The organism is Paramagnetospirillum caucaseum, assembly GCF_000342045.1.
Classification (GTDB): domain Bacteria; phylum Pseudomonadota; class Alphaproteobacteria; order Rhodospirillales; family Magnetospirillaceae; genus Phaeospirillum; species Phaeospirillum caucaseum.
Genome location: NZ_AONQ01000013.1, coordinates 26558 through 45768, shown reverse-complemented (window position 1 = coordinate 45768; position 19211 = coordinate 26558). Strand labels below are relative to the sequence as shown.

The window sequence follows — 19211 nt, the reverse complement described above, 5'->3', positions numbered from 1 at the left end:
CTAAGCCAATAGACCTTGCACAGAGGCTCAAATGCGCCTTGGACGATAATTCAGCCATTGACAGCCGCCCAAAACTCGTACCGACCCCGCCACAAGCCTCCCACGTAAGTAATCGTTCGATACCATGCTGGTTCGATTGCAAAAATCATTTGATGCCAACGGACCCCGACGATAATGATGGCGGAGCTAGCAACCAGCAAACGGGCAGCGGATTATCATTTGATGGCGACACCGACCAAAGACGATCTGGAAACGGCGCCGGAAGCCCTGCTGGAAGGTGCGTATTGCACCCGGTTCGAGGACTTCTTCTCGCCAGGCTCGCGCGACCTTATCGGCCGTTTCCTGACCAATTTCACCGAATCCCTGGTCATCACGCCGACCGAGCTGGTGTTCTCGTCCAAGTACCAGAAGCGGCTCAGCGATGCCGGCCGCACCATGATGAACGCCGTCGACAAGATCGCTACCCTGCAGGCCAAGACCAAGGGAGAAAGCGCGGCGCAGCGGCTGCGCGATCTCAACACCCTGATCAGCGCCGGCATGAAGAAGGTGTGGGACGACGACAAGGACAGGCCGCCGCCCTCCGTCACTCCGGAAGGCTTCTCCGCCTATTGCGCCGGACTGAAGGGCAGCCCGTCCGACAAGGATTATGCGGCCAACCGCGCCCTGACCGAACTCCTGTTCTCTCATAAAGTGTGGAAAGACAAGGTCTCCGTCCTGGTCAAGCTGTTCGAGAACACCAAGGGCAAGGACGAGAACCGCTATATCGAGCAGGCCCTGTCCGAATGCCTGAAGAGCGACCCGGCACTCGACCAGATGCTGGGTCTGTGCGAGACGCTGGAGGAACGCTGCAACGACCTGGCCGATTTGTGGAAGGGCGAGTGGAAGCAGCGCGACACCGCCCATTCGGCCATGGAAGCCATCGCGGCCATGATCTCCGACGGATCGGCGCCCAATTGCAAGGCGTCGGTGGAGTATTCCCTGCTGCGCACCCTGGCCAGCAAGATGCCGCTGCGCTCGGCCGAGCCCGAGATCGAGATTTCCACCCTGTTCGACCTGTTCAAGCGCATGTGGACGGGCACCACCCTGATCGGCGGCGCCAAGGCGTTGACCTCGCTGGAGCGGCGCCAGGCCCGCCACCTCAACAAGGAGGGTGTCACCGACCTGCTGCGCGAGCGCAAGGTGGTGGCCGACCGCTACGCCTTCCTGATGCAGTTGAGCACCGTGGCGGTGGGCCAGGGCAACCGCGCCACGCTGAAGACCTTTATCGAGCACTATTTCGGCGACAAGGATTTCGTGCCGCGCGTGGTGGCGGGCCAGGAGCCCCCGGTGCCCAAGCTGCAGACCCTGGCCGGCATCCACCGGGCCATCAAGGCCTCGTGGCTGCCCGACGGCGACAAGGCGGCGTTCGCCGCCCAGGTGGAACTGGCCCAGGCCCATCTGCTGAAGAATTCCCGCCTGTTCGAGCAGATCGACAAGAAGGGCGGCGGCCCGGCCCAGAAGGTCCTGACCCTGCTGGATCTGTGCCGCAAGGGAACCTTCATCGACGGTTCCAACATGGATGCCGTGCGCCAGTTGCTGAACACCTATCTGCGCGACGGCGGCTTCCTGACCGATTACCTGGGCAGCGCCTCGGGCGAGGAACGGGACCGCAAGATGCTGCTGCTGACCAAGACCCTGGCCAGCATCGGCATCACGGTATAGGCGCCGCCAGCACCTTCGCCAGGGCCTTGAACGGCAGCAGCACGCAGGCGTGGCGGCTCTTGTGCGGCCGCACCGGGATGAAGGCCGCCAGGGCGGGAAGCGCCGGCTCGGCCCCCGTCTTCAGCATGTTCGAGACCTGATCCAACAATCGGGCGGCCCCTTCCGCCCCCAGCCCGGGGGCCGTCCCGGCCGCCAGCGTGGCGGCGGCCTTGCAGAGCAGGCAGCCCTTGACCCGATGGCCGATGGCGGCCACCCGCCCGCCTTCCATCCTGACGTCGAGGGTAACCCGGTCGCCGCACAGGGGATTGTCCAGGGTGGCGCTGGCATCGGCACCGTCCAAGACCACCGGCTCCCGGGCCGCCAGGTCCTTGATGGCCTCGCCGTAAAGTTCCTCGTTCATCGCAGCACCTTGACCGCCTCGGCCAGTCCGGCCAGCAGGGCGTCCACGTCGGAGCGGTCGGAATAGGGGGCGAGCGAGGCGCGCAGCGTCCCCTCCTCCAGCCCCAGGGCGCTCATCAGCGGCCGGGCGCAGTGGGCGCCGCCGCGCACCGCCACGCCGCGCCCGGCCAGCAGGTGCGACAGGTCGTGGGGATGGCAGCCCGCCACCGTGAAGGACACCACCGGCACCCGCGCCTCCAGGCCCAGCGGCCCGATGACGCGGACGCCGTCCATGCTCCTCAGTCCGTCGAGCAGATGCCAGGCCAGCGCCGCTTCCTGCTGGCGCACCGCCGGCCAGTCCAGGTCGGCCATCCAGTTCAGGGCGGCGGCCAGCCCCACCGCCTGGGCCACCGGCGGCGTGCCGGCCTCGAAGCGGTGGGGCGGCTCGCCCCAGGTGAAATCGCCGTCCTCCACCGTGCCGACCATGCCGCCGCCCACCACCAGGGGTGCCATGCCGTCGAGGATTTCCGCCCGCCCCCACAGCACCCCGATGCCGGTGGGACCATAGGCCTTGTGCCCGGCGAAGGCGTAGAGGTCGGCCCCCAGGGCGCGGGGGTCGACGCGGCCGTGCGGCACCATCTGGGCGCCGTCGACCACCAGCTTGGCCCCCACCCCGTGGGCCGCCTCGGCCAGCCGGGGCAGGTCGCTGACCGCGCCGGTGACGTTGGAGGCATGGGTGACCGCCACCGCCTTGCAGCGCGGCGTGACCACAGTGCCCAGGCTGTCCAGGTCCAGACGCCCGTCAGGCGTCACCCCCAGCCAGCGCAGGGCGAAGCCGCGTTCCTTGGCCAGGGCCATCCAGGGCAGGCAGGCGGAATGATGCTCCAGCCGGCTGACCACCACCTCGTCGCCCGGCCCCAGGTTCCGCCCCAGCCCCCAGGCCGCCATGTTGAGCGCCAGGGTGCAGCCGGCGGTGAACACCACCTCCTCGGCGGGGGCGCCCAGGAAGCGGCCCACGGCGGCGCGGGCGCCGTCATAGGCGGCGTCGGCGCGCTGGGCCATCTCGTGCAGGCCGCGCCGCACGTTGGAGCGGGCGGTGCGGTTGTGATGGGTCACCGCCTCGGAGACCAGGCCGGGAATCTGCGCCATGGCGGCGCTGTCCAGATAGTGGAATCCCGGCCGGGCCAGGGCGGGAAAAGCTTCGCGGATGGTCTGGCTCATGACACTCCCCCAACCGCCCGCAACGCCTCGGGCGTGTCCACATCGATCAGGATTCCGTCGTCGCTCACCGCCACCTCGACGACGCAATCCGCATGCCCGGCGATCAGCCCCCTGGCGCCCTTGTCGCCGGTCAAGGCCAGGACCTCGGGGAAGAAACGCCGGGCCAGCAACACCGGATTGCCCCGCCGCCCCCCGAACACCGGCACGCAGATGCCGCCGGGACGGAAGGCGGCGGCCAGGGCCGCCACATGGGCGGCATTCACCCTGGGCATGTCGGCCAGCAGCACCATCACCCCCTCGACCTCCCCGGGCAGGGCAGCCACGCCCCCGGCCAGCGACGAGGCCATGCCGCGTCCGGGGTCGGCATTGACCACCCGGACCACCCCGGCCGGCAGGCCGGGCTGCGGCTCCGGCCCGGTGACCACCAGCACCGGCGACAGGCCGCCGGCCAGGGCCGCCTCGACGGCCCGCTCCAGCATGGAACGTCCCTCCACCCGCATCAGCCGCTTGTCGCCGCCCATGCGGCTGGCCCGCCCGGCGGCCAGCACCAGTCCGGCCAGGCTCATGACCCGCCTCCCAGTCCGAGAGCCCTGCGCGCCAGGACGGGGATCAGGGCGGCGCGGTATTCGGCGCTGGCGTGCAGGTCGCGGTTCAGCGCATCGGGAGGAACGCCCAGGCCCTCCAGGGCGGCGGGGGAGAAATCTCCTTCAAGCGCCATCTCGAACTCCGTCAGGCGGAACGGGCACGCCGCCGCCCCGGTCACCGCCACCCGGATTCCGCTATCGGTCTCGGCGACGAACACGCCGGCCACCGGATAGCCGGAAGCGGGATTGCGCACCTTGGCATAGCCGGCGCGGCGCGGCAGGGGATAGCCGACCGCGACGATCAGTTCGCCCGGCTCCAGCGCCGTCTCGAACATGCCGAGGAAGAAATCGTCGGCGGCGATGGTGCGGCGGTCGGTACGGATTTCCGCCCCCAGGCCCAGCACCCCGGCGGCGTGGTCGCTGGCCGGGTCGGCATTGGCCAGGGCGCCGCCCAGGGTGCCCATGTTGCGCACCTGCAGGTCGCCGATGGAGCCGGACAAAAGCGCCAGGGCCGGAATGTGCGGCAACGCCGCCATCCCGGCATGGGGCACCGCCGCTCCCACCACCAGCCGTCCATCCTCGACACGCGTTCCCGTCAGTTCCGGCAGGCGGGCCACGTCGATCAGGGCCGAGGGCTGGGCGAGCCGCAGCTTCAGCGCCGCCAGCAGGCTCTGGCCGCCGGCCAGATAGCGCCGCTCCCCGCCGTCATGGGCGGCGACCGCCTCGGCGGCGCTTTGGGGCCGCAGATAATCGAAGGGGAACATCAGCCCTTCTCCCGGATGCAATGGGCGATGGCCTCGACGATGGGGCGATAGCCGGTGCAGCGGCACAGATTGCCGTCCAGGCCGTGGCGGATGGCCGCCTCGTCGGGGCTGTCCAGGCGGGCGACCAGATCCAGGCCGCTCATCACCATGCCCGGCGTGCAGAAACCGCATTGCAGGGCGTGGCGGTCGCGGAAGGCCGCCTGCAGCGGATGCAGAACCTCGCCGTCGGCCACGCCTTCGATGGTCAGCACGCTCCGCCCGTCGGCCTGGGCGGCCAGCACCAGGCAGGATTTGACGGCGCGGCCGTCCAGGTGGACCGTGCAGGCACCGCACTGGCCGGTGTCGCAGCCCACATGGGTGCCGGTCAGCCCGAACCCCTCGCGCAGCAGCGTGGCCAGCAGGGTGCGGGGCTCGACTTTAGCCTCCACCGGCTTGCCGTTCAGGGTGAACGCGACGCGCATGGGCTGGCTCCTTTGATTTGCGCACCCGACGACGCTATCATCGGCATCGCTTCAAGGAAACCGGTCCCGATGCCCATTGCCGTTAAATCATCCCTCGACGTGGTGTTCTGGCTCTCCGACCAGGCGCTGAACGATCGCGAGTACATCCAGCCGCAGAAGCTGCACCGCCTGCTCTACCTGTCGCAGGCCTATTTCGCCGTGGCCTATCACGGCCGCAAGCTGATGCCGGCCACCTTCGTCACCGACGCCTTCGGCCCCGTCGAGCCGACGGTGTTCCACGCCTTGGCCTTCGGGCGGCCGCACATGATCGAGGGTAACCCGCTGTCCGAGCAGGTCCGCCACTTCCTCGACGGCATCTGGCGGCGCTACGGCCCCTATACCGCCGACCAGTTGATCAAGAAGATCGCCGAGCACGCCCCCGTGGCCCTGGCCATGGCCAAGGGGCAGAACGAGGAAATCCCCTTCGCCGACATGGTGAAGTACTATTCCGACGAGGCCGCCGCCCGCAACAAGCCGGCCTCGGGCGTCGATTCCATCGACCAGATCCTGAAGCCCCGCATGATGCGCTCGCAGACCGGCAAGCCGGTCACCGTCGGCGCCTGGAAGCCCAAGGCCCTCCAGCCCAAGAAGGACGAGTGATGCGCCGCCGGCGGGTCCTGGCCGGCGGACTGGCCCTGGCCGTCTCGGCCTGCGCGGGAGAGCCGGCCCGCACCATCCGCCCGCCGCGCCCCAAGGCCACCCCCGGCATGGTGGACGAGCCGGCCCTGGTCGGCCTGAACGCCGTCATCGACCTGCACCACGCCAACGGGGTGAAGAGCTTCGCCGCCGCCCGCGACGGCAGCGGCGTGCTGGCGGTGATCCACAAGGCCAGCGAAGGCGACTGGCAGGACCCGCGCTACGAGGAGCGCCGGGCCGCCGCCCTGGATGCCGGCCTGCTGTGGGGGGCCTATCATTTCGGCACCAGGCAGCATCCCGGCCGCGTCCAGGCCCGCATGTTCCTGGCCGCCGCCCGGCCCGATCCCGCCACCCTGCTGGTGCTCGACCTGGAGCCCAACGGCCGGGCGCCGGCCAATTCCATGCGCATCGAGGCGGCCGAGGAGTTCGTGCGCGAGATCGCCGACACCACCGGACGGCTGCCGCTGCTCTATACCCCGCCGGCCTGGGCCGACGGCGAGGCCATGGCGGGGCAAAGCCTGGGCGGCGCCGTCGAGCCGGGCTCGATCCTCGCCGCCTGCGACCTGTGGCTGGCCGATTACCGCTTCGAGCCGGAACTGCCCCGCGCCTGGGGAACCAAGGGCTGGCGCCTGTGGCAGTATGCCGGCGACGACGCGGTGGTCGGCGGGCCGTTCCGCGACCGCACCCGCGCCGTCCGGGGCGTCGAGCGCGGCAACCGCTCGGTGTTCGCCGGCAGCCGAGACCAGCTTTACGGCTGGTGGACCGGACTGCCGTCCCGACAAGGCACCACCAGCTGAGTCTCCAGGGTCTGCACCGGCAGCCCCCCGGAATCCAGGGTCTCGACCCGCAAGCGGGCCAGCCCCATGCCGGGCCGGGAACGCATCTCGCGGGTCTCCACCACCTCGATGCGCAGGGTCAGCACGTCGCCGGGCCGCACCGGACGGTGCCATTTCAGGTACTCCAGCCCGCTGCCGATGATGCCCAGCGGCAGTTGCAGTTCGCTGGTCACCATCAGGCGCATGGTGGCCGCCGCCGTGTGCCAGCCCGACGCCGCCAGCCCGGCGAAGAACGAATCCTTGGCGGAATCCTCGTCCAGGTGGAAATGCTGCGGGTCCCAGGCGGCGGCGAAGCCCTTGATGTCGTCGGCCGTCACCGCGTAGGCCGGCGAAGCGAACACCCGGCCGGGTGTGAGGTCTTCGAGATAATGGGTCATGCCGCCGCTCCTTCCGCCACCGGCTGCGGTCCCAGCTTGCGGCCGATCATCAGCGACATCACGGCGGCCACCAGACAGGCCAGCCCCGACAGCACGAAGGCCAGCCAGTAATCCCCCAGATCGGTGCGGATCACCCCGGCGGCGAAGGCGGCGGTGGCCGCCCCCAGCTGGTGGGCGGCGAAAATCCAGCCGAACATCACGCCGGCCTTTTCCCGCCCGAAGGCCTGGGTGGTCAGCTTGACGGTGGGCGGCACGGTGGCGATCCAGTCCAGGCCGTAGAACACCGCGAACAGCCACAGCCCGAACACGTCCGGCCCGAAGGCCAGATCGAGGAAGATCAGCGACAGGCCGCGCAACCCGTAATACCAGAACAGCAGCTTGCGCGAATCCCAGCGGTCCGACAGCCAGCCCGACGCGGTGGTGCCGATGATGTCGAAAATGCCCATGGCGGCCAGCAGCCCGGCGGCCTTGACCTCGGGGATGCCGTGGTCGAAGCAGGCCGAGATCAGGTGGGTGCCGATCAGCCCGTTGGTGGACAGGCCGCAGACGAAGAAGGTTCCGGCCAGCAGCCAGAAATCCCTGGACCGCATGCCCTCCCGCAGCGCCATCACCGCCGCCACCGCCGGATTGCCGGCGCGGATGGCCGGCGGCGGAGCGCTCGTGGCGCCCACCGGCCACAGGCCGAGATCGGCGGGACGGTCGCGCATGAACAGCCAGATCACCGGGGCGAACACCGCCGCCGCCGCCGCGATCAGCAGCACCGCCTCGCGCCAGCCCCAATGCTCGACCAGCATGGCCATCTGGGGCAGAAAGATCAGCTGGCCGGTGGCGGTGGCCGCCGACAGCAGCCCCATCACCGTGCCGCGATAGGCGTCGAACCAGCGGGTCACCACCGTGGCGCCCAGCACCAGGGCGATGGTGCCCGAGCCGCCGCCCACCACGATGCCCCACAGCAGCACCATGTGCCAGGGCGTGCGCATCAGGGTGGTGGCCGCCACCCCCAGCGCCAGTACACCCAAGGCCAGGGCCATGGTGCGGCGGATGCCGATGCGGTCCATCACGGCGGCCGCGAAGGGCGCCATCAGGCCGTAGAGCACCAGGTTGATGGAGACGGCGAACGAGATGGTGGCGCGGCTCCAGCCGAATTCGGCCTCCACCGGCACCATCATCACGCCGGGCGCCGAACGGATGCCCGCCGCCACCAGCAGGGTGACGAAGGTCAGCCCGGCGGCAATCCAGCCGTAATGCAGGCGGGGGGTGCGGGCCGGCTGGGGCATGGGGCTCTCCGGGAAAAGAGGTAGACAGGTCTGTATCATTTGACTAATACAGACAGGTCTGTATCATGTCAACCAAGGAAACCCGAGACATCCGCCGCAAGATGAACGACCCCGCCGACAAGCTTTCCGCCCGCGACCGCATCCTGGCCGCCGCCAACGACCTGTTCTACCGCGAAGGCATCCGGGCCATCGGCATCGACACGGTGATCGAGCGGGCCGGCGTCGCCAAGATGAGCCTCTACCGCGCCTTCCCCTCCAAGGACGACCTGATCGCCGCATTCCTGGAGATGCGCGACAGAATGTACTGGGAGTGGTGGGATTCCGTGGTGGCCCGCCATCCGGGCGAGCCGCGCCGCCAGCTGCGCGCCCTGTTCGAGGCGGTGGCCAAGCGCACCTCGGGTCCGCAGTACCGCGGTTGTCCCTTCGTCAACATGTCGGTGGAATTCCCCGACCACGCCCATCCCGGCCGCCACGTGGTGGCCAGCCATATGGAGGAACTGCGCCGCCGCCTCTCCGTCCTGGTGGAAGGGCTCGGCGTCGCCCAGCCCAAGCCGCTGACCGACCAGCTGATGCTGTTGCTGGAAGGCGCCTATTCCGCCGGCAACACCATGGGGGCCGACGGCCCCTCCGCCTCGGTGGCCGCCTGCGCCGAGATCATCATCAACGCCCATCTCTCCCCTGTCCTGTCGAGGCCCGCATGACCACCCAGCCCCGCCTGTTCCAGCCGCTGTCCCTGCGCGGCCTGACCGTTCCCAACCGGGTCGCCGTCGCTCCCATGTGCCAGTATTCGGCGGCGGACGGCGTGCCCCAGGACTGGCACCTGATGCATTACGGCGCCCTGGCCGCCTCGGGTCCCGGCATGGTGGTGATCGAGGCCACCGGCGTGGCGCCGGAAGGCCGCATCTCGCCCCGATGCCTGGGCCTCTACGACGAGATCACCGAGGCGGGCTTCACCCGGCTGGTCAAGGCCATCAAGGGTTTCGGCGGCGGTGGGGCCGTCGGGGTGCAGTTGGGCCATGCCGGCCGCAAGGGCGGCGCCGCCCCGCCGTGGGAGGGCGGCAAGTTCTCGCCCGATGGCTGGCCGACCGTTTCCGCCTCGGCCATCGCCTTCGACGACGGCTGGCCGGCCCCCAGGGCGGCGACGCGCGACGACCTCGCCCGGCTGAAGCAGGCCTTCGTGGACTCGGCCCGGCGGGCGCTCCGCGCCGGCTTCGACCTCATCGAACTGCACTCGGCCCACGGCTACCTGCTGCACCAGTTCCTGTCGCCGCTCTCCAACCGGCGCGACGACGAGTATGGCGGCAGCCTGGACAACCGCATGCGCTTCCCGCTCGAGGTGATCCGGGCGGTGCGCGCGGTCTGGCCGCAAGACAAGCCGCTGGGCCTTAGGATCAGCGCCACCGATTGGGCGGAGGGCGGCTGGGATTGCGACCAGGCGGTGGAATACGCCAAGGAATTCAAGGCGGCCGGCATCGGCTACGTCTGCGTCTCGTCGGGCGGGCTGGTGTCCTACGCCAAGGTTCCGGTCGGCCCCGGCTACCAGATCGATCTGGCGGCGCGCATCCGCCGCGAGGCGGGCATTCCCACCCGCGCCGTCGGCCTGATCGCCACGCCGCTTCAGGCCGAGGCCGCCCTGGCCGACGGCGCGGCCGACCTGATCGCCATCGGGCGCGGCTTCCTCGACAATCCCCGCTGGGTCTGGCACGCCGCCCAGGCGCTGGGCGCCGAGATGAGCTATCCGCCGCAATACCGGGCCGCCGGAACGCGGGCCTGGCCGGGGGCCGCCCTGGCGCGGCCCGGACTGGCAGCCGCCGAAGAGAGAGATTATGCCTGAAGGTGTATACAAAATCCGTATATTGTGTATGTGCAATGGACGGCGATATCTTCGCCGCCCTACTGCTGCGGGAAATACGCCTCCTTGGAATGGAATCCCATTTATGAAGTGGGTCACCCCGAACTGGACGCCGAACACCGGAGCCTGTTCGAGGTGCTCGCCACCCTATCCCAGGGCTCTTGCGAGACCGAAAGCGTCGACGCCCAGATTCAGGTCCTGGAGCATTACGTGGTCGCCCATTTCGACCGCGAGGAATACCTCATGGCCGAAGCGGGCTACCCCTTTCTGGCCGAACACCGCGAGCAGCACGAGGATTTCCGCGCCACGGTGAGCCGCCTGCGGACCCTGTGGGGCCGGGGCGACCTGGCCACCATCTGCCAGGAAATCATCAAGGAATTATCGGCCTGGCTGTCCTACCACATCATCGACGCCGACCACGGCTACAAGGGTTGGATCACCATGAAATAGGGCCCGTCCAGCATCGGCTGAACGGGCCCAGTCTGGTCCTGGAGGGAGGGGGGACAGCCTAGCCCAGGACCTCTTTCATCTTGTCGTGGTCCAGTTCCTTCTCCCACTTGGAGATCACCACGGCGGCGACGCCGTTGCCGACGAAATTGGTCAGCGCCCGGGCCTCGGACATGAAGCGGTCGATGCCCAGGATCAGCGCCAGGCCGGCCACCGGCACGGAAGGCACCACCGCCAGGGTGGCGGCCAGGGTGATGAAGCCGGCGCCGGTGACGCCCGACGCCCCCTTGGAGGTCAGCATGGCGACGCCGAGCAGGGTCGCCTGCTGGGTGAAGCTCAGTTCGATGTCCAGGGCCTGGGCGACGAACAGGGCGGCCATGGTCAGGTAGATGTTGGTGCCGTCCAGGTTGAAGGAATAGCCCGAGGGAACCACCAGACCGACCACCGACTTGGAGCAGCCCATGCCTTCCAGCTTCTTCATCAGCGGCACCAGGGCCGATTCCGAGGACGAGGTGCCCAGCACGGTCAGCAGCTCCTCCTTGATGTAGGCGATGAACTTGAAGATGTTGAAGCCGACCACCAGGGCGATGGCCCCCAGCACCAGGGCCACGAACAGGAAGCAGGTCAGGTAGAAGCTGCCCATCAGCGCCGCCAGCGGCTTCAGCGCCGCCACGCCGTACTTGCCGATGGTGAAGGCCATGGCGCCGCCGGCCCCCAGGGGGGCGACCTTCATGATGGTGTTCATCATGGCGAAGAAGATGTGCGAGCATTCCTCGATGAACATGTGCACGCCCTGGCCGGCGCGGCCCATATGGGTCATGGCGTAGCCGAACAGGATCGAGACCAGCAGGACCTGCAGCAGGTCGCCGCCGCCGGTGAAGGCATCCACCAGGGTCTTGGGGATGATGTGCAGGACGAAATCCACGGTGCTCTGCTCGGTGGCGGCCTTGGCGTACTTGGCCACCGCCTTGGCGTCCAGCTGGGCGGGGTCGGCGTGGAAGCCGTCGCCGGGCCTCAGGATGGTCATCACCACCAGGCCGATGACCAGGGCGAAGGTGGAGACCACCTCGAAATAGATCAGCGCCTTGCCGCCGACCCGGCCGACCTTCTTCATGTCGCCGGCCCCGGCGATACCCAGCACCACGGTGCAGAAGATCACCGGGCTGATCAGCATCTTGACCAGGGCGATGAAGCCGTCGCCCAGGGGCTTCAGGCTGACGCCGGCGTCCGGAAAGAAATAGCCGAGAGTGCCGCCGGCGAAAATCGCCAGCAGAACCCAGAAATACAGGTGGCCGGTCAGGCGCTTCATCAGCTTGGTCCTCGATGGAGTAAGAAAATTTCGCGCTTGGTAGCCTTTCGAACGCCGGCCTGTCGATTGCGGTTATCCGAATTGCGGTTATCCGATGGCCGGCGGCCAGGACGCATGGCACCCCGAGAATTTTTCACACGTGAATTTTTCAGTTGCCCCCGGCCCTGTGGCGGTTTTCCATGGCAAGTTCCGCCGGCCTCAAGGATTCACGCATTGCCCTCTTCCACCCCGCCTGCCGCGTCCGTCATGTTGGGACGGGTGGTCCTGCCCTTCGCGGCGGGGTACTTCCTGTCCTACCTGTACCGGACGGTGAACGCGGTCCTGGCCCCCGAGATCGGCCGCGCCATTCATCTGGACGGGTCGGATATCGGCCTGATGACCGGCATCTACTTCATGACCTTCGCCGCCGCGCAGCTGCCGCTGGGCATTCTGCTCGACCGTTTCGGCCCCCGCCGGGTCGAAGGCATCCTGCTGTGCTTCGCCGCCGCCGGGGCCTTCGCCTTCTCCCTGGCGGACTCGGTCCCCGCCCTGGTGGTGGGCCGCGCCCTGGTGGGATTCGGCGTGTCGTCCTGCCTGATGGCGGCACTGAAAGCCAACGTCCAGTTCTTCCCGCCGCAGCGCATTCCCCTGATGAACGGCATCATCCTGGGGGCCGGCGGGCTGGGGGCCATCGCCGCCACCGCCCCGGTCCAGGCCGCCCTGCAGCTGACCGACTGGCGCGGCGTCTATGCCGGCGTGGCCGTCCTCACCCTGGGCGCCGCCGCCTTCCTGTGGCTGACCGCCCCCGACCGGCCCCAAGCCCCGGGAGCCGGCGGCCTGCGGACCCAGATCGCCGAGGTGGGGGAAATCTACCGCAACCCCGGCTTCTGGCGGATCGCCCCCGCCACCATGCTGTCCATGGGCAGCTTCATGTCCATCCAGGGCCTGTGGGCCGGCCCCTGGCTGCGCGACGTGGCCGGTTTCACCCCCGCGCAATCCGCCACCGGTCTGACGGTGATGGCGGCGGCCATGGCGCTGGGCTACCTGTCGGTGGGGGCCATGGCGGAACGGCTGGAAAGGCTGGGCATCCCCCCCGTCACCCAGGGCGCCATCGGCATGGGCCTGCATGTGCTCGCCCTGGCCGCCATGGCGGCGGGATGGGATGCGGCCCCCCTGGCCCTGGCGGCGTTCTACGGTCTGACCGGCACCGCCTGCTCGATCAATTACGCGGTGCTGACCCGGCGCTTTCCCCTGCGCCTCGCCGGGCGGGTCAATACCAGCCTCAACCTGACCATCTTCGTCGCCGCCTTCATCATCCAGTGGGGCCTGGGCGCCCTGATCGGCCTGTGGGACAAGGTGGACGGGCGCTGGCCGCCGGTGGCCTGGGCGGCGGGACTGGGGGTGCCGGCCGTGATCACCCTGCTCGCCCTGATCTGGCAAATCCCCGCCTGCCGGGCGGAAAAGCCCTGATGCATCCGGCCATGGGGGATCGGCGGCAGGAAGCCGCCCTGGCGCTGTCGGCCCTGCTGCACCTGCTGGTCACCCTGGTCCTGCGGATGGACGACCTGTCGTTCCCGCGTTCCGAACGGATCGAACGCTCCATGGAGGTGGAGGTGGTGGCGGAGCCCCGCAAACCCCTCCCGGTCCCCGAGCCGCCGCCCCAGCACCAGCCCGCGCCCGAACCGCCGCCGGCCCCGGAACCGCCCAAGGCACGGCCGTCGCCCGAGCCGCCGCTTCCCCTGCAGCGCCCGCAGATGAAGCCCGCCCCGCTGGCCGAGACATCGGCGGTGCCCCACCCGGAACCCGCCAGGCCGGTACAGGGATTGTCGGCCGATACCGGGAAATTCTCGCGCCCCGCCCCGGCCGCCGGCGATCTCGCCCAAAGCGCCCAGGACAAGGTCCTGGCCCAGGTGGTGGCCATGTGGCACTTCAATTCCAATGCCTTGCGGGGCAGCGACATGGTGTTGAGCGCCACCCTGGTGATCAACCGCGACGGCACCCTGTCGGGCCCCATGCACAAGGACGCGCCATGGAACCCCGACGCGGTGATCAAGGGCTATTCGGGGTTGCCGGACGGCACCACCCGGCGGATGCTGGAAACCTTCCTGCTGGCGCTGCGCGTGGCCCAGCCGCTGAAATTGCCGCCCGACGACGGCAAGCCCTGGCCCCGGCGCATGCTGCTGCGCTTCAAGCCGGGCGATCTTTCACGCTGAATTCCATGTCCACCACCAGCCCCGGCTGATTGTCGCCCAGCGACAGGCGGGCGCCATGCAGGCGGGCCACCGCCTGGACCAGCGACAGCCCCAGGCCGTTGCCCGGCGTCGAGCGGGTGGCGTCCAGGCGCACGAAGCGATCCAGGACCAAGTCCCGCGATTCCTCGGGGATGCCGGGGCCGCTATCGACCACAGACAGCGTCACCGAACCCGGCCCGCCGGCGACGGAGACAGAGACCTCGCCGCCCGACGGAGTGTACTTGACGGCGTTGTCCACCAGATTGGCCAGCGCCTGGAACAGCAGGTGGCGGTCGACCTTGAGGGAAAGCCCGCCCTCGGCCCGGCAATGGAGGCGGATACCCTTCTCCTCGGCCAGGGGCTCGTAGAGTTCGACCACGTCGGCGGCCAGGGTCGCCGGGTCGATGGTCTCGAAGCGGTCGAGACGCGCCGCCGATTCGGCATGGCTGATGGTCAGGATGGCGTTGAAGGTGGCCAGCAGGTGGTCGGCCTCGGCCAGGGTTTCCTCCAGCGTGCGGCGGTAGCCGTCGCAATCGGGGGCGCCCAGCAGCGCCAGATCGATGCGCGAGCGCAGACGGTTCAGCGGCGTGCGCAGGTCGTGGGCGATATTGTCCGAGACGGTGCGGATGCCCTCCAGCAGGCGCTCCAGTTCGTCCATCATCTCGTTGAAGCTCTCGGCCAGGGAATCGAACTCGTCCTCAATGCCGGAGACCTGCATGCGCTGGCTCATGTCGCCGCCGAAGATGCGCCGCGCCGTGCGGCTCATCTCCTCCACCCGCTGCAGCAGGTGGCGGCTGGTGAAATAGCCGCCCACCACGCCCAGCAGGATGGTCAGCGCCAGGCCCCAGCCCAGCGCCCGGTTGATGGCCGACTTGACCCGCTTGGCGTCGGCCAGCGAGCGCCCGACCAACAGACGGTAGCCGTCGGCCAGTTCGTAGACGTGGGCCAGCACCTCGATCCCCGGCCCGACGCTGCCCACCTGGATCAGCCTGAAACGCACCCAGCCCAGCTGGGTATTGACCTCGGCCGGCCACGCCTTGATGTTGCCGGCCAGGATATGGCCGGAATGGCCCATCAGCAGGTAGGTGTTGCGGCTTTCGATATCCTGGCGCATGCGCTGGCCGATGATCTCGGACAGGCCGCCCAGCTCGCGCGAGTGGTAGACCTCGGACAGGCCGGTGGCCTCGGCCTCCACCGTCTCCTGCACCTGCCATTCGATGAACATGGTGGTGCTCCACGACACCAGCGCCAGCAGCGCGATGGCGGAGACCGTGAAGATGCCGAGATAGCTCAGCGCCAGCCGGAAGGTGGTGGTGCGAAGGAGGCTAGCGGGCCGCACGAAGGGTGTATCCGGCGCCGCGGACCGTATGGATCAGCGGCAGTTCGAAATCCTTGTCCACCTTCTGGCGCAGCCGGCTGATATGCACGTCGATCAGGTTGGTCTGGGGGTCGAAATGGTATTCCCAGACGTTCTCCAGCAACATGGTGCGGGTCACCACCTGGCCGGCATGGCGCATCAGGTATTCCAGCAGGCGGAATTCGCGCGGCTGCAGGTCGATCTCCTGGCCGCCGCGCACCACCGTGCGGGCCAGCAGGTCCATCTCCAGGTCCTCGACCTTGAGACGGGTTTCCGGCTGGGCGGTGGACACCCGGCGCGACAGCGCCTCGATACGGGCCAGCAATTCGGCGAAGGCGTAGGGCTTGACCAGATAATCGTCGCCGCCCGCCTTGAGGCCGCGCACCCGGTCGTCGACCTTGCCCAGCGCCGACAGCACCAGCACCGGCGTGGTGTTGCCGGCGGCACGCAGCGCCTGGATGATGGCCAGCCCGTCGAGGCCGGGCAGCATGCGGTCGATGATCATGGCGTCCCAGCGCTCGGACGTGGCCAGAAACAGCCCGTCGGTGCCGGTGGCGGCATGGTCGACCACATGGCCTGCCTCCTTGAGGCCCTTGGCCATATAGGCGGCCGCTTCGCTGTCGTCCTCGATCAGAAGGATGCGCATGTGTCCGATAACCTTGTTGTGCCGGGGACCATACAATCAACCACCCTCACGGAAAAGCCCCCGCGCCAGGGGGGAGGACGCGGGGGCCTTTTTCCGGTGTCCGGCAACGGGGGGACGCTGCCGGTCGTTTGACGGCGCCGCTCGGGGGGAAGAAGCGGCGCGCCAGTCGGCGGGAGTTCGGATTCCGCCGGGTTCGAGAGACTTTGGCGTGGAGCGCAAACTTGCCGCCGACCACCTCTCCAAACCTTACGAAGCGGATCATGGCAGGTGCCAGGTTACCGCAGCATTTCACCGCGGTTAACCTTTGGTAATGATCGGGAGCCTCACTCCCTCTCCTCATGACCACCATGACTACATCCCTGATTCCAAACCATAAAGCGCCTCTTGCCGCCCCCCCTGCCCCAACGGGAACGGCAGAAGGAAACGGGGCGCAGACCGGACACGCCCGGACAGCACAACCGCCCGGCGGGAAAATGTGGTAGCCTTCCTGCTTATCCGATCCCGGAGCGAGGGGAGGTCTGCCATGTTGAGCCTGGAAGACTGTATCGCCTTCAGCGGCTTGACGGCCGAGCAACTGGACGCCGTCGCCTGCCACGAGCATCTGCCCCTGATCATCGTCGCCGAATGGGCGGAATGCGTCCTGGAGGCCGAGGAAGGCTGCGCCAAGGTCGCCGCCATCCTGGCCGAGGAGGTGGAGGTCGCCGCCATCCATCACAAGGACCGCCTGGGCGACTGGGCGCATGGGCTGGAACAGTTCCTGCGCGAACATCCCGCGCATTAGCCGAACAGATCGGGCTGCCGGCGCGGCGCGGCGGTAATGGCGAACGGTCCGGCATGGGGCCGCAGCAATGGCGCGACCGCCTCGAACGGCTTGGAGCCGTCGATCCAGGCGGCCCCGGATTCGGGCGGCAGGATGACCGGCATGCGGTCGTGAACCGCCGCCAGCCCGGCCGACGGCGCGCAGGTGACGATCACCACCCCCCGTCCGTCGCTCAGCCCGGCGAAGGCGAGGAGATCCGCATCCACGGGAGCGATCCGGGTCTTGACCCGCCCCGGCCACTCCCACCATGCGCTGGCCAGAACCAGGACCCGCCCGCCGCTCAGCAGCGGGCGGAAAGTGGCCTTGGCGGCCAGGGTCTCGGCCCGGGCGTTGATCAGCGGCGCCGGTTGCCACTCCACCGCCAGGCCCCAGGGCATCAGGCCGAAGCCGTCTGCGCCGATCACCAGGATTGCATCGGTGGGCCGCCTCTCGCTTGCCTGGGGCCAGGGCGGCGGCGCGGTCAGGCCAAAGCGCCGGGCCAGAGCGCCGGGATCGGCGTTCAGTTCGAAGCGGGAGCACATGGCGCGCCCTCGAACCGTCCGACGATGAGGAATTCCTTGTTGCCCTCCGGCCCGAGAATGGGGCTTTCGGTGATGCCCTCCACCTGCCAACCGGGCAGCCCGTCCAGCCAGGCGCGGATGCGCTCGCACACCTCGGCGTGAAGCTCGGGCTCGCGCACCACGCCGCCCTTGCCCACCCGGCCCTTGCCCACCTCGAATTGCGGCTTGATCAGCGCCGCGACCCAGGCGCCGGGCCGCGCCAGGGCCAGGGCGGCGGGCAGCACCGTCTCCAGCCCGATGAAGCTGGCGTCGCAGACCACCATGTCCACCGGTTCGGGAATCCGCTCTGCCGTCAGGTGGCGGGCGTTGGTGCGTTCCAGCACCACCACGCGCGGGTCGCTCCGGAGCTTCCAGGCCAGTTGCCCGTGGCCGACGTCCACGGCGTAGACCCGCGCCGCCCCATGGGTGAGCAGCACGTCGGTGAAGCCGCCGGTCGAGGCCCCCACGTCGACGGCCACCTTGCCCGCCGGGTCGAGGGCGAAGGCCTCCAGCGCCTTGGCCAGCTTGAGCCCGCCGCGCGACACCCAGGGATGGTCCTGGCCCTTGAGCTCCAGGGCGCAATCCTCGGGAAGCGCGGTGCCCGGCTTGTCCACCCGCCGGTCGCCGCTGTAGACCAGCCCGGCCATGACCAGGGCCTGGGCCCTGGCCCGGCTTTCCACCAGCCCCCGATCCACCAGCAATTGATCGACCCGCTTTTTTGCGCTCATACGCTGCCGTCCCATGCAAAAATCAGGGATGGAAATTGCCCCCCCTTTCCCCGAGAATACAGAAAATTCATATAAACTCGGGACGTCCAAGCCAGAATGACAACGTTGCTGTTCACGCACCCCGTCTGTCTGCAGCACGACACGGGCGATTATCACCCCGAATGCGCCGACCGCATCAAGGCCGTCCTCGCCGCTCTGGAGAGCGAGGAGTTCATGATGCTGCTGCGCGACGAGGCGCCGCACGCCACCATGGAGCAGCTGATGCGGGCCCACCCGCTCAGCCATATCGACTACGTGCTGGACTCGGTGCCCACCAGCGACGGCCACCATCACCTGGACCCCGACACCATCCTGTCGCGCTATTCGGGCGAGGCGGCGCTGCGCTCCGCCGGCGCCGGGATCGCGGCGGTGGACGCCGTGGCCAAGGGCGAAGTGCGCAACAGCTTCTGCGCCGTGCGGCCGCCCGGCCACCACGCCGAGCGCGACAACGCCATGGGGTTCTGCTTCTTCAACAACGCCGCCATCGCGGCGCTGCACGCCCGCGAGGTCTACGGCTACAAGCGGGTGGCCATCGTCGATATCGACGTACACCACGGCAACGGCACCCAGCACATCCTGTGGGACGAGAAGGGCATGCTCTACGCCTCCACCCACCAGGAGCACGCCTACCCCAATACCGGGCTGGCCGACGAGACCGGCGGCGAAGGCATCATGGTCAACGTGCCGCTGCCGGCGGGAACCGGCTCGGACGACTACCGCATGGCCTTCACCGACATCCTGCTGCCCCGGCTGCGCGAGTTCGCCCCCGACTTCCTGATCATCTCGGCGGGCTTCGACGCCCATGCCGCCGACCCCCTGGCCCATCTGCGGCTGACCACCGCCGATTTCGGCTGGGTCACCCGGCAGTTGCTGCAGGTGGCGGAGGAAACCGCCGGCAACCGGGTGGTGTCGCTGCTGGAGGGCGGCTACGACCTGCGCGCCCTGGCCGCCAGCGCCCGCGAGCATGTCCGCGCCCTGATGGGGGTGTGA

General features: G+C 68.9%; 22 protein-coding genes. 10 read left to right on the top strand and 12 right to left on the bottom strand.

The features are described 5' to 3' along the window. The first annotated feature begins 222 nt into the window (after positions 1–222). The gene (locus H261_RS06660; protein ID WP_008615675.1) at positions 223–1701 is read left to right on the top strand and encodes a hypothetical protein; all 1479 of its coding nucleotides are present in this window, start codon (positions 223–225) and stop codon (positions 1699–1701) included. Here the strand turns inward: H261_RS06660 and H261_RS06655 are convergent. The 5 genes from H261_RS06655 to H261_RS06635 are packed head-to-tail and all read right to left on the bottom strand — an operon-like array spanning position 1691 to position 5109. Then, positions 1691–2101 (bottom strand): iron-sulfur cluster assembly scaffold protein, encoded by a 411-nt coding sequence (locus tag H261_RS06655; protein WP_008615674.1) that lies wholly within the window; start codon positions 2099–2101, stop codon positions 1691–1693. The two genes, H261_RS06660 and H261_RS06655, sit on opposite strands and share 11 nt — an antisense overlap. After that, a complete protein-coding gene (locus tag H261_RS06650; protein WP_008615673.1) occupies positions 2098–3300 on the bottom strand; it encodes an aminotransferase class V-fold PLP-dependent enzyme in 1203 nt (400 codons plus the stop codon). Before H261_RS06650 ends, H261_RS06655 begins: the two co-directional genes overlap by 4 nt. Continuing rightward, on the bottom strand, positions 3297–3866 hold the full coding sequence (locus H261_RS06645; protein ID WP_008615672.1) for a nucleotidyltransferase family protein: 570 nt from the start codon (positions 3864–3866) through the stop codon (positions 3297–3299). The genes H261_RS06650 and H261_RS06645 overlap by 4 nt, the downstream gene beginning before the upstream one ends. Further along, positions 3863–4648: an FAD binding domain-containing protein gene (locus H261_RS06640; RefSeq protein ID WP_008615671.1), complete on the bottom strand. Its 786-nt coding sequence runs from the start codon at positions 4646–4648 to the stop codon at positions 3863–3865. The genes H261_RS06645 and H261_RS06640 overlap by 4 nt, the downstream gene beginning before the upstream one ends. Further along, the gene (locus tag H261_RS06635; protein ID WP_008615670.1) at positions 4648–5109 is read right to left on the bottom strand and encodes a (2Fe-2S)-binding protein; all 462 of its coding nucleotides are present in this window, start codon (positions 5107–5109) and stop codon (positions 4648–4650) included. The genes H261_RS06640 and H261_RS06635 overlap by 1 nt, the downstream gene beginning before the upstream one ends. Before the next feature lie 69 nt (positions 5110–5178). Between H261_RS06635 and H261_RS06630 the strand changes: the two genes are divergently transcribed. Together H261_RS06630 and H261_RS06625 are read left to right on the top strand one after the other, a co-directional pair. Next, the gene (locus tag H261_RS06630; protein ID WP_008615669.1) at positions 5179–5748 is read left to right on the top strand and encodes a Panacea domain-containing protein; all 570 of its coding nucleotides are present in this window, start codon (positions 5179–5181) and stop codon (positions 5746–5748) included. Then, a complete protein-coding gene (locus tag H261_RS06625) occupies positions 5748–6581 on the top strand; it encodes a glycoside hydrolase family 25 protein (protein WP_008615668.1) in 834 nt (277 codons plus the stop codon). Before H261_RS06630 ends, H261_RS06625 begins: the two co-directional genes overlap by 1 nt. On the opposite strand, the gene H261_RS06620 is transcribed toward H261_RS06625, so the two are convergent. Together H261_RS06620 and H261_RS06615 are read right to left on the bottom strand one after the other, a co-directional pair. Then, the gene (locus tag H261_RS06620; RefSeq protein WP_008615667.1) at positions 6533–6997 is read right to left on the bottom strand and encodes a MaoC family dehydratase; all 465 of its coding nucleotides are present in this window, start codon (positions 6995–6997) and stop codon (positions 6533–6535) included. The two genes, H261_RS06625 and H261_RS06620, sit on opposite strands and share 49 nt — an antisense overlap. After that, positions 6994–8274, bottom strand: a complete 1281-nt coding sequence (locus H261_RS06615) for an MFS transporter (protein ID WP_008615666.1) — start codon at positions 8272–8274, stop codon at positions 6994–6996. Before H261_RS06615 ends, H261_RS06620 begins: the two co-directional genes overlap by 4 nt. Before the next feature lie 65 nt (positions 8275–8339). Between H261_RS06615 and H261_RS06610 the strand changes: the two genes are divergently transcribed. The 3 genes from H261_RS06610 to H261_RS23260 all read left to right on the top strand — a co-directional run bounded on the left by H261_RS06610 (position 8340) and on the right by H261_RS23260 (position 10576). Then, entirely contained in the window at positions 8340–8975 is a 636-nt protein-coding gene (locus tag H261_RS06610; protein ID WP_152426743.1) for a TetR/AcrR family transcriptional regulator, read from the top strand. Further along, positions 8972–10108 (top strand): NADH:flavin oxidoreductase/NADH oxidase, encoded by a 1137-nt coding sequence (locus H261_RS06605; protein WP_008615664.1) that lies wholly within the window; start codon positions 8972–8974, stop codon positions 10106–10108. Before H261_RS06610 ends, H261_RS06605 begins: the two co-directional genes overlap by 4 nt. An 84-nt stretch (positions 10109–10192) precedes the next feature. Further along, the gene (locus H261_RS23260) at positions 10193–10576 is read left to right on the top strand and encodes a bacteriohemerythrin (RefSeq protein WP_008615663.1); all 384 of its coding nucleotides are present in this window, start codon (positions 10193–10195) and stop codon (positions 10574–10576) included. A gap of 58 nt (positions 10577–10634) precedes the next feature. On the opposite strand, the gene H261_RS06595 is transcribed toward H261_RS23260, so the two are convergent. Beyond that, complete coding sequence (locus H261_RS06595) at positions 10635–11882, bottom strand: dicarboxylate/amino acid:cation symporter (RefSeq protein ID WP_008615662.1); 1248 nt, start codon at positions 11880–11882, stop codon at positions 10635–10637. Between the two features lie 213 nt (positions 11883–12095). Here H261_RS06595 and H261_RS06590 point away from each other — a divergent pair, with 213 nt between their 5' ends. Together H261_RS06590 and H261_RS06585 are read left to right on the top strand one after the other, a co-directional pair. After that, the gene (locus H261_RS06590; protein ID WP_008615661.1) at positions 12096–13331 is read left to right on the top strand and encodes an MFS transporter; all 1236 of its coding nucleotides are present in this window, start codon (positions 12096–12098) and stop codon (positions 13329–13331) included. Further along, on the top strand, positions 13331–14074 hold the full coding sequence (locus H261_RS06585; protein WP_008615660.1) for a hypothetical protein: 744 nt from the start codon (positions 13331–13333) through the stop codon (positions 14072–14074). The genes H261_RS06590 and H261_RS06585 overlap by 1 nt, the downstream gene beginning before the upstream one ends. On the opposite strand, the gene H261_RS06580 is transcribed toward H261_RS06585, so the two are convergent. After that, positions 14049–15431, bottom strand: coding sequence for a sensor histidine kinase (locus H261_RS06580; protein WP_008615659.1), 1383 nt, complete (start codon positions 15429–15431; stop codon positions 14049–14051). The genes H261_RS06585 and H261_RS06580 overlap by 26 nt on opposite strands. Then, the gene (locus tag H261_RS06575) at positions 15418–16095 is read right to left on the bottom strand and encodes a response regulator transcription factor (protein WP_008615658.1); all 678 of its coding nucleotides are present in this window, start codon (positions 16093–16095) and stop codon (positions 15418–15420) included. Before H261_RS06575 ends, H261_RS06580 begins: the two co-directional genes overlap by 14 nt. 523 nt (positions 16096–16618) lie before the next feature. Here H261_RS06575 and H261_RS06570 point away from each other — a divergent pair. Continuing rightward, on the top strand, positions 16619–16876 hold the full coding sequence (locus tag H261_RS06570; protein WP_008615657.1) for a hypothetical protein: 258 nt from the start codon (positions 16619–16621) through the stop codon (positions 16874–16876). On the opposite strand, the gene H261_RS06565 is transcribed toward H261_RS06570, so the two are convergent. After that, positions 16873–17436, bottom strand: coding sequence for an SOS response-associated peptidase (locus H261_RS06565; protein WP_008615656.1), 564 nt, complete (start codon positions 17434–17436; stop codon positions 16873–16875). The genes H261_RS06570 and H261_RS06565 overlap by 4 nt on opposite strands. Beyond that, positions 17415–18182 carry a TlyA family RNA methyltransferase gene (locus H261_RS06560; RefSeq protein WP_040475855.1) on the bottom strand — a complete coding sequence of 256 codons (768 nt, stop codon included), beginning with the start codon at positions 18180–18182 and terminating at the stop codon, positions 17415–17417. Before H261_RS06560 ends, H261_RS06565 begins: the two co-directional genes overlap by 22 nt. 96 nt (positions 18183–18278) lie before the next feature. Between H261_RS06560 and H261_RS06555 the strand changes: the two genes are divergently transcribed. Continuing rightward, positions 18279–19211: a histone deacetylase family protein gene (locus H261_RS06555; RefSeq protein WP_040475854.1), complete on the top strand. Its 933-nt coding sequence runs from the start codon at positions 18279–18281 to the stop codon at positions 19209–19211.

Bases quoted from the DNA above. Each gene is read 5' to 3' on its own strand.
- H261_RS06660 (WP_008615675.1), top strand. From the start codon at position 223: ATGGCGACACCGACCAAAGACGATCTGGAAACGGCGCCGGAAGCCCTG.
- H261_RS06655 (WP_008615674.1), bottom strand. From the start codon at position 2,101: ATGAACGAGGAACTTTACGGCGAGGCCATCAAGGACCTGGCGGCCCGG.
- H261_RS06650 (WP_008615673.1), bottom strand. From the start codon at position 3,300: ATGAGCCAGACCATCCGCGAAGCTTTTCCCGCCCTGGCCCGGCCGGGA.
- H261_RS06645 (WP_008615672.1), bottom strand. From the start codon at position 3,866: ATGAGCCTGGCCGGACTGGTGCTGGCCGCCGGGCGGGCCAGCCGCATG.
- H261_RS06640 (WP_008615671.1), bottom strand. From the start codon at position 4,648: ATGTTCCCCTTCGATTATCTGCGGCCCCAAAGCGCCGCCGAGGCGGTC.
- H261_RS06635 (WP_008615670.1), bottom strand. From the start codon at position 5,109: ATGCGCGTCGCGTTCACCCTGAACGGCAAGCCGGTGGAGGCTAAAGTC.
- H261_RS06630 (WP_008615669.1), top strand. From the start codon at position 5,179: ATGCCCATTGCCGTTAAATCATCCCTCGACGTGGTGTTCTGGCTCTCC.
- H261_RS06625 (WP_008615668.1), top strand. From the start codon at position 5,748: ATGCGCCGCCGGCGGGTCCTGGCCGGCGGACTGGCCCTGGCCGTCTCG.
- H261_RS06620 (WP_008615667.1), bottom strand. From the start codon at position 6,997: ATGACCCATTATCTCGAAGACCTCACACCCGGCCGGGTGTTCGCTTCG.
- H261_RS06615 (WP_008615666.1), bottom strand. From the start codon at position 8,274: ATGCCCCAGCCGGCCCGCACCCCCCGCCTGCATTACGGCTGGATTGCC.
- H261_RS06610 (WP_152426743.1), top strand. From the start codon at position 8,340: ATGTCAACCAAGGAAACCCGAGACATCCGCCGCAAGATGAACGACCCC.
- H261_RS06605 (WP_008615664.1), top strand. From the start codon at position 8,972: ATGACCACCCAGCCCCGCCTGTTCCAGCCGCTGTCCCTGCGCGGCCTG.
- H261_RS06595 (WP_008615662.1), bottom strand. From the start codon at position 11,882: ATGAAGCGCCTGACCGGCCACCTGTATTTCTGGGTTCTGCTGGCGATT.
- H261_RS06585 (WP_008615660.1), top strand. From the start codon at position 13,331: ATGCATCCGGCCATGGGGGATCGGCGGCAGGAAGCCGCCCTGGCGCTG.
- H261_RS06575 (WP_008615658.1), bottom strand. From the start codon at position 16,095: ATGCGCATCCTTCTGATCGAGGACGACAGCGAAGCGGCCGCCTATATG.
- H261_RS06570 (WP_008615657.1), top strand. From the start codon at position 16,619: ATGTTGAGCCTGGAAGACTGTATCGCCTTCAGCGGCTTGACGGCCGAG.
- H261_RS06565 (WP_008615656.1), bottom strand. From the start codon at position 17,436: ATGTGCTCCCGCTTCGAACTGAACGCCGATCCCGGCGCTCTGGCCCGG.
- H261_RS06560 (WP_040475855.1), bottom strand. From the start codon at position 18,182: ATGAGCGCAAAAAAGCGGGTCGATCAATTGCTGGTGGATCGGGGGCTG.
- H261_RS06555 (WP_040475854.1), top strand. From the start codon at position 18,279: ATGACAACGTTGCTGTTCACGCACCCCGTCTGTCTGCAGCACGACACG.